This window comes from Cupriavidus sp. FW305-26 (assembly GCF_058787975.1).
Genome location: NZ_JBYTAH010000011.1, coordinates 125,907 through 133,267, shown reverse-complemented (window position 1 = coordinate 133,267; position 7,361 = coordinate 125,907). Strand labels below are relative to the sequence as shown.

General features: G+C 69.2%; 6 protein-coding genes. 3 read left to right on the top strand and 3 right to left on the bottom strand.

Annotated elements, in window-relative coordinates; translation table 11 throughout:
- A partial coding sequence (locus AC3WQZ_RS09565; protein WP_492300408.1) for a penicillin-binding protein 1A occupies positions 1-2,515 on the bottom strand: 2,515 nt, incomplete at its 3' end.
- A 310-nt stretch (positions 2,516-2,825) separates the two neighbouring features.
- Between AC3WQZ_RS09565 and AC3WQZ_RS09560 the strand changes: the two genes are divergently transcribed.
- Positions 2,826-3,896 (top strand): porin, encoded by a 1,071-nt coding sequence (locus tag AC3WQZ_RS09560; RefSeq protein WP_492300406.1) that lies wholly within the window; start codon positions 2,826-2,828, stop codon positions 3,894-3,896.
- Positions 3,897-4,106: 210 nt separating this feature from the next.
- On the opposite strand, the gene AC3WQZ_RS09555 is transcribed toward AC3WQZ_RS09560, so the two are convergent.
- The gene (locus AC3WQZ_RS09555) at positions 4,107-4,592 is read right to left on the bottom strand and encodes a DM13 domain-containing protein (protein ID WP_010810990.1); all 486 of its coding nucleotides are present in this window, start codon (positions 4,590-4,592) and stop codon (positions 4,107-4,109) included.
- A 153-nt stretch (positions 4,593-4,745) separates the two neighbouring features.
- Here AC3WQZ_RS09555 and AC3WQZ_RS09550 point away from each other — a divergent pair, with 153 nt between their 5' ends.
- Both AC3WQZ_RS09550 and AC3WQZ_RS09545 read left to right on the top strand, forming a co-directional pair.
- Positions 4,746-4,979, top strand: coding sequence for a hypothetical protein (locus AC3WQZ_RS09550; protein WP_010810991.1), 234 nt, complete (start codon positions 4,746-4,748; stop codon positions 4,977-4,979).
- Entirely contained in the window at positions 4,967-5,776 is an 810-nt protein-coding gene (locus tag AC3WQZ_RS09545; protein WP_439669332.1) for a CDP-diacylglycerol diphosphatase, read from the top strand. The genes AC3WQZ_RS09550 and AC3WQZ_RS09545 overlap by 13 nt, the downstream gene beginning before the upstream one ends.
- Positions 5,777-5,798: 22 nt before the next feature.
- Here AC3WQZ_RS09545 and AC3WQZ_RS09540 read toward each other — a convergent pair whose 3' ends face one another.
- A complete protein-coding gene (locus AC3WQZ_RS09540; RefSeq protein WP_011617670.1) occupies positions 5,799-7,361 on the bottom strand; it encodes a TAXI family TRAP transporter solute-binding subunit in 1,563 nt (520 codons plus the stop codon).

The window sequence follows — 7,361 nt, the reverse complement described above, 5'->3', positions numbered from 1 at the left end:
CAGGTGGTGCGGGCGGATTTGCGGAAGCCGGGGAGGCAGGGGCGGCGTTAGGCGCTGGTTCGGCCTGAGGGGGTGGCGCAACCGGAGCGCTGCCCGCGCTCATGTCCTGCGGCACCGCAATCACCGTCTCCCCCCGATCCAGCGCCAGGCTGGACTCATCCGGGCCGACATCCACCGCGGCAGACGATGCCGCGCCGGCCGGCGGCGCGACCTCGGCCTCCGGCGTGGGCAGCGCCGGCCGACGCGGTGCCGGGCGCGGCGCCGGGGTCTCGCTGGCCTTGTCGCGCGTGAACAGCTGGCTGAACCAGCCGCGCAGCTGCGTTCCCAGCGATGCGAACAGGCTGGTCTCTTCGTGCTCGGCAAAGCGCGCGCGGCCGTCGACGATGCGCGAGCGCAGCGCGCGCTGGTAGAAGTCGCCCACCATCGGCAGCGCGCTGTGCGCGCCCTGGCCCCAGTAGTCGCTGCGCAGCGTGACGCGGCTGTCGTTGAAGCCGACCCAGGCGCCCGCCACCAGTTCCGGATGCATCAGGATGAACCAGCCGTCGGCATTGTCCTGGGTGGTGCCGGTCTTGCCGGCCACGTCGGCGCGGATGCCGAAGCGCGAGCGGATGCTGGCGCCGGTGCCGCGGTCGATCACGTCGCGCATCACGTCGAGCAGGGTTTGCGTGGTGGCGGCGGGCAGCGCGTGCTCGGCGCGCGCCGGCCGGAACACCTGCAGCACATTGCCCTGGCGGTCTTCAATGCGCGTCACCATGGTGGGCGCGATGTAGTCGCCGGCGTTGGCGATGGTGCCGTAGGCGGCCACCATCTCCTTGAGCGTGACCGGGCTGGTGCCCAGCGCCAGCGACGGCACCACGTCGAGCTGGCTGTCGCGCACGCCCATGTCGCGCGCCAGCCGCGCCACGCGCGTCGGCCCCACTTCGTGCATCAGCTGCGCGGTGATGGTGTTGCGCGAATAGACCAGGCCGTCGCGCAGCGTCATGGCGCGGCCGGTGGGGCGGCCTTCATCGGTGGGGCGCCAGACCTCGCCGCCGGCCAGGTCGATTTCCACCGGCTGGTCCACCAGCGTGTCGTCGGGGGTCTTGCCTTCTTCAAAGGCCGCGCCGTAGACAAAGGGCTTGAAGGTCGAGCCCGGCTGGCGGCGCGCCTGCTGCACGTGGTCGAACGCGTCCTGGGTGTAGTCGCGGCTGCCGACCCAGGCGCGGATCTCGCCGTTGCGCGGATCGATGGCCATGAAGCCCGCCTGGATGCGCGTCTTCTGCTGGTGCAGCGCGCGCATGAAGGCATGGTCGGACATCAGATGGCGCAGCGCCTCTTCCGGCGCGGTGCCGGCGGCGATGGCGGCACGGTACTCCGGGGTTTCGCGCACGAAGGCCTGCACCAGCGGCAGGTTGGCGGCCCAGCCCGCGCGCGGCGCCCAGGCCGCGTTGGCGATGGCCTGCAGCCGGTTGCCCTGCTGCACCACGCCCTGCGTGGCCATGGCCTGCAGGCGGGCGTCGATGGTGGTATGCACCACCAGGCCGTCGGCGTAGATGTCGTAGCCATTGCGGTCGGCCCAGCCGATCAGCCACTTGCGCAGCTGCTGCGCGAAATGTGGCGCGGGGCCTGGCGGCTCGGTCTGGCGCTCGAAGTCGATGCGCAGCGGGCGCTTCTTCAGCTGCTCGTAGCGCGCCGCATCCAGCTTGCCGCGCTTGACCATCTGGCCCAGCACGATATTGCGCCGGTCGAGCGCGCGCTCGGGGTTGAGCACCGGGTTGTAGTAGCTGTTGCCCTTGAGCATGCCGATCAGCGTGGCGCTCTGCAGCACGTCGAGCGAGCGCGCCGGGCGGTCGAAGTAGGTGCGCGCCGCCATCTCGATGCCGAACGCGTTGTACAGGAACGGCACGGTGTTGAGATAGGTCTCGAGGATCTCGTCCTTGGTATAGAGCGCCTCGATCTTCAGCGCGGTGATGGCTTCCTTGAGCTTGCGCGTCAGCGTGGGCGCGCGGCCGATTTCATCGGGATAGAGGTTGCGGGCCAGCTGCTGGGTGATGGTGGACCCGCCCTGGCGGTCGCCGGAGAAGGTATGCACCGCGGCCGAGGCCAGCCTGCGCCAATCCAGCCCGTGGTGCTGGTAGAAGCGGTGGTCTTCGGTGGAGATCAGCGCAGCCACCACATTGGGTGAAATCTGCGACAGCGGCACCCAGTCGCGGTTGGCCCACTTGAACACCGCCAGCTCCTTGCCGTCGGCGGACAGCACCTGGGCCGGCTGCTCGGACTTGGCCTTGCGGATATCGCTGATGCCCGGCGTGAACGGGATCAGGACCAGCACATAGAGCAGGAGGGCCGCCGGGATGGCGGCCAGGCCCACCAGCACGCCGCGCCGCGTGGGGCGCAGCGACCCGGGCCGGGTCAGGCCGGCGCGTGCAAGGCGCGCGGCCATGCCTGACAGGCGTTGCTGGAGGGGGGCAGGCAATGAAGCCTGCAGCGAGGCGAGCAGCGGGGCAAGCCGGGTCTTGATCTCAGCCAGCCTCATGAGGCGAAGCGGTCGAGGCACAGGCACATGGCGGCACGGGGCACTGGCATTACCGTCGTCGGAAAAGCATGCATCGTACCAAAACGTTCCCCTTGGTTACAGGGAAAACCCCCATTTGGGGCTATCCGTCACTTCCTGCTACGAAGCATGGGTCACAAAGGTTACATATTGCGCCGCGACAATGCCGAGGCCGCAACTTGTGCGGACGATGCGCCGTTGCCGGGTTGCCCGGCTGGACCTGGTTGGCCTTGCCGACCCGGCCTGGGTCCGGCGCGGTGTCGTGCCTCAAACAGAACACAGAGAAATTACAGTGAAGAAAGCTCTCCTTGCAATGACGGCAGCAGCGGCCGCGTCGGCCGTATCCGGGGTGGCGTCGGCCCAGTCCGCGTCGAACGTGACGCTCTACGGCATCGTCGATGCCGGCGTCGAAGTGATCAGCCACGTGCCGGGCAGCAACGGCGCCCAGGGTACGGCAACGCGCCTGAACTCTAGCAACCTGTCCGGCTCGCGCTGGGGCCTGCGCGGCACCGAAGACCTGGGCGGCGGCCTGAAGGGTATCTTCGTGCTGGAGAGCGGGTTCGACATCGATACCGGCACCTCGGGCCAGGGCAACCGCCTGTTCGGCCGCCAGGCCTACGTCGGCCTGCAGGGCGGCTGGGGCGCGGTCACGCTGGGCCGCCAGCAGAACGCGCTGTACGACCTGTTCGGCGCCTTCGACCCGATGGGCGTGGGCCCGCGCTACTCGCTGAACAGCGTTGACTCGGCCTTCAATGGCCGCGCCGACAACGCTATCAAGTACACCGGCAAGTTCGGCGGCCTGACCGCCACCGGCTTCTACAGCTTCGGTCGCGACAACAACGGCGAAGTCCCGGGCGAGCCCAAGGTCGCGCGCAACTTCGGCGGCGGCCTGTCGTACGCCGCGGGCGGCTTCTCGGTCGGCGCTGCCTACGACCAGTACCAGGGCGCCACCGTGGCGTTGCAGGACCGTGCCGCCAAGCGCGCCGCGGTGGGTACGGCCTATGCCTTTGGCGGCGCCAAGGTGTTTGCCGGCTACCGCTGGCTGAAGGACGACGGCGTGTCGAGCGCCAGCGCCATTTCGACCCGCAGCAACGTGTACTGGGCTGGCGCGCAGTACCGCTTCACGCCTGCCTTCCAGCTGACCGGCGCGGCCTACTACAACGACACCCGCAATAGCGATGCGGATCCGTGGATGTTCGTGCTGTCGGCGGACTACTCGCTGTCCAAGCGTACGGATGTGTACCTGAATGTTGGGTACTCGAAGAACAAGTCGGGTTCGGCGCTGGGCCTGAATGGTGTTGGCACGGTGGTGGCTGGTGAGAACCAGACCGGTGCTACCGTTGGCCTGCGTCATCGCTTCTGAGCGTAACTGCCTGATGCCCGCCTGGCAGGTTGTGATGCCTGCATGGGCGGGCGCTTGACTGTCATATCGACACCTGCGGCTGGTATTGCGGGGGGTCGTTGGGCCGGTTGATTTGATCGGCCTCTTTTTCTCTGGTCTTCGCCCTTTGGTTGCGGGGTGTTCTTGTTGTTGCCAAGCGCGACATCGCGACATCCGGCGGCATGGCGATGACTACCGATACCCCGCCGCCCCGATAAACTGCCCAAACCTCTCACACCAAATCACCACCGCCCCATACCGTGCCGGATCCACGCCAGCCGGCAACGCCACGGTGAAGTTGCCAAAGGTCTTCAGCTCACCAACCTGCAGCGACCGGTCCTTGATCCGAAGGAAGGCCTCCTTGTTGTCGACAAACTCCGGCGCCAGGTAGATCCGATAGTCCGGCCCCGGCGCAACGCTGCCTTCAAAGGCAAGCGCCTGCGGCGAAACATGGAGCCGGCCGCTGGCCCAGTGCAGTGCGTCGCTACCCGCCAGGTCCTTGCGAAAGGTGCCGGTATAGCGCGCCTGTTGTGACACAGCCTGCACTTGCTCGGCACTGGCACCGGCCTGCTCCGTCAGGATCGGCAGGACATAGATGCCCGCGGCAAAGCCCACGGCCAGCGCGGCAAGGTGGGTCAGCACAAGGATGGCGGACTTGCGGAGCGGGTTGGGCGGCATGTTTTTCTCCCGAAGGCATGAGGATGCGGGTATGTCGGTGCCGGGGCCGGATCCTGACAGATCTGTGGTGCCTTAGCACATTCGCAACGGTTTCACCAATCCAACACACGGAAGTGGTTATGATTTGGTAGTCGCCTAGTCGAGAAGCTGCCTATGACCCTCCACGTCACGATCCGCACCATCCGTACCGGCACGCTGCAATCCGCCCGCTATCAGGCGCGGGTTTACCTCACCACCGATGCCGAAGCCCTGCCGTTGCTTGCAACGGACTGGAGCGAGCGCGAGGCCGAAGCCTTCCGTACCGCGCAGTTCTGGGCGCAGCGCCACGCCTATGTGGTGTCTAATCCACGCGCCGGGACTTTCTACGGAGTTTCGTGCCGGCGCTGAAGCCGGCCCGCGGTTGGCGCGGTGCCCCCGCGTTGTGGCTGGCGGCCATCCTGGCCCTGGCCGGCTGCACCGCCGAAAGCGTCGTCGGCGTCCTGTCGGGCGGCCGCGATGGCTTGTGGCGCAACGTGCAGCAGCGCTGCCTTGGCAGTACCGTGGCGGCTCATCCCGATTGCGCGCAAGTGGATCGGTCCCAGGGACTGGTGCTCTACAAGGACGCGATCGGCAAGTCGCATTACCTGGTGATCCCGGCACGGACGATGACCGGCATCGACGACGCCAGAGCCTGGGACGGCGCAGGCGCCAACCCCTGGGCCTTCGGCTGGGCCGCGCGCGGCATCGTTGGCCGCTCGCTTGGCAAGGCCGTGCCCGACGACATGCTGGGCCTCGCGATCAATTCCCGCGCCTCGCGCAGCCAGGACCAGCTGCATATCCATCTCGATTGCATCAGCTCGGCCGCGCGCGCCGTGGTCAATGGCGCGGCCGGGCCGATCGGCACCGGCTGGACCACGCTGCGGCTCGAGGACAAGCCGGTGCGCGCGATCTTTGTGCCAGCCAGCGCGCCGGTGCTGGCGGTCGACCCTTTCCAGCTCGTGCGTGACGGCACCAAGGGGGGCGCCGCCGCAGCGCCGCCGGACCGCGGCATCTTTGTCACCTATGTGCGGGAGCGGCAGGGCGGGGCAGGCTTTGTCGTGATCGACCAGCCCGTCGACAGCGCGGCCGGCAGCAACGGCCACGCCAGCGATTTCCTGGACCGGCGCTGCCGGCTGGCTGAAGGCCTGGCGAGCGCGGCGGGCTGATCGGCGGCCCGCCCGCCGGGCCTTACTGCGCACGGGCGCCCGAAGCCGCAGGCGTTGCAACGGGCTTCGCGGGCGTTCCGCCGGGCTTGGCGGGCGGAATGCCGGGTGTCGCCAGCGCGTCCAGCGCCTTGGCCGCCGCCAGATGCTGCGGGATCATCAGCCCTTCACGCGCCGTTGCCACGGCAATCTGCGCGCCCTGGGCGCTGCCGCGGGCGACAAAGTCGCGCCCGTGGCGGTAGACCAGCCGCGTCAGCTCGGCCACTTCGGTATCGGACAGGTCCGGCCCGGTCACCAGGATCGCCGCCGTGGCGATGGTGCGCACCGGCGTGTGCAGGCCGGGATAGGTGCCCGGCGCGATGGTGGCGCGGAAATAGCCCGCCTTCTGCCCGACCATCGCGGTGATGACCCGTTCGTCCAGCGGCAGCAGCCGCAGCGGCATTTCGCCGAGCGCGTCGCGGATGCTGTCGGCCGGCACGCCGATCACCTGGATCACCGCGTCGACCTGCTTCTGGCGCAGCGCCACCAGCCCGGTGCCCAGCCCAACTTCCTCGGCCTTGAAGTCCTTGTCGGTCAGGCCATGCGCAGCCAGCACGCGCAGCGCGGTCACGCGCGAGGCTGAGCCGCGCTCGCCCACGGCGATGCGCTTGCCGCGCAGCTCTGACACCGAGCGGGCGGGATCGGCGTCGCGCACCAGCACGTGCACGGGCTCGGGGTAGAGGCTGCCGATGGCGCGCAGCGAGGCTTGCGGGCCGTCGGCGGCAAACACGCCCTTGCCCTCGTAGGCTTCCAGCGCCGCATCGCCCTGCGCCAGCGCCACCGAGACCTTGCCGGCGCGCAGCAGCCGCAGGTTCTCTTCTCCGCCGTGCGTGACCAGCGGCATCGCGCGCACGCGTGCCCCGTCCACCAGCGCCTTCGCGAAGCGCAGGTACTGGCCGTGTTCGGCGCCGGCGGCAATGGCATAGCCCTCGTTGACCCGTGCCAGCCGCGCGCGGATGTTGGCGTGCGCGGTGGTCAGCTCCTGCTCGATCACGGCGCGCTGCGCCGGCGAGGCATCCTTCTGCACGGACTCGATCACCTTGCGCATCGCGTCCAGGATCGCCGCCGGGCCCCTTTGCGCATCGGTGGCGACGGTCGGGGCTTCAGCGGGGCGGTAGCCGGCCGGCAGCACGCCGACCCAGCGCTCGCCGTCGCGCCGGTACAGCGCCGTGCCATGCGCGCGGATGATGTCGCCGGCCTTGTTGCCGCCGCTGGTGATGCCGGTGATGCCGCGCGGGCCCGCGCCCAGCGCCGACACCAGCCCGGCCACGCCGGGCGAGTCCCAGGCGCCGAAGTCGTAGTCGCGCAGCAGTTTCAGTTCCGCATCGAAGTACACCACGCGGCGGGTTTCACCGGCCGGGGCCTTGGTGTCTGCCTGCGAGCCGCGCCGGTCCAGGCCGGCCAGTTCCACCGTGCCCGGCGGCAGCGCCTGCGCCAGCCGCTCGTTGATGCCGGCGCGGATGCCGTCGGCGGGCGGGCCGCCGCCGCAGCCTGCCAGCCAGGCGCTGGCCACCAAGGCAATGAGGAGGGTGAAGAGGGCGCGGCGCAT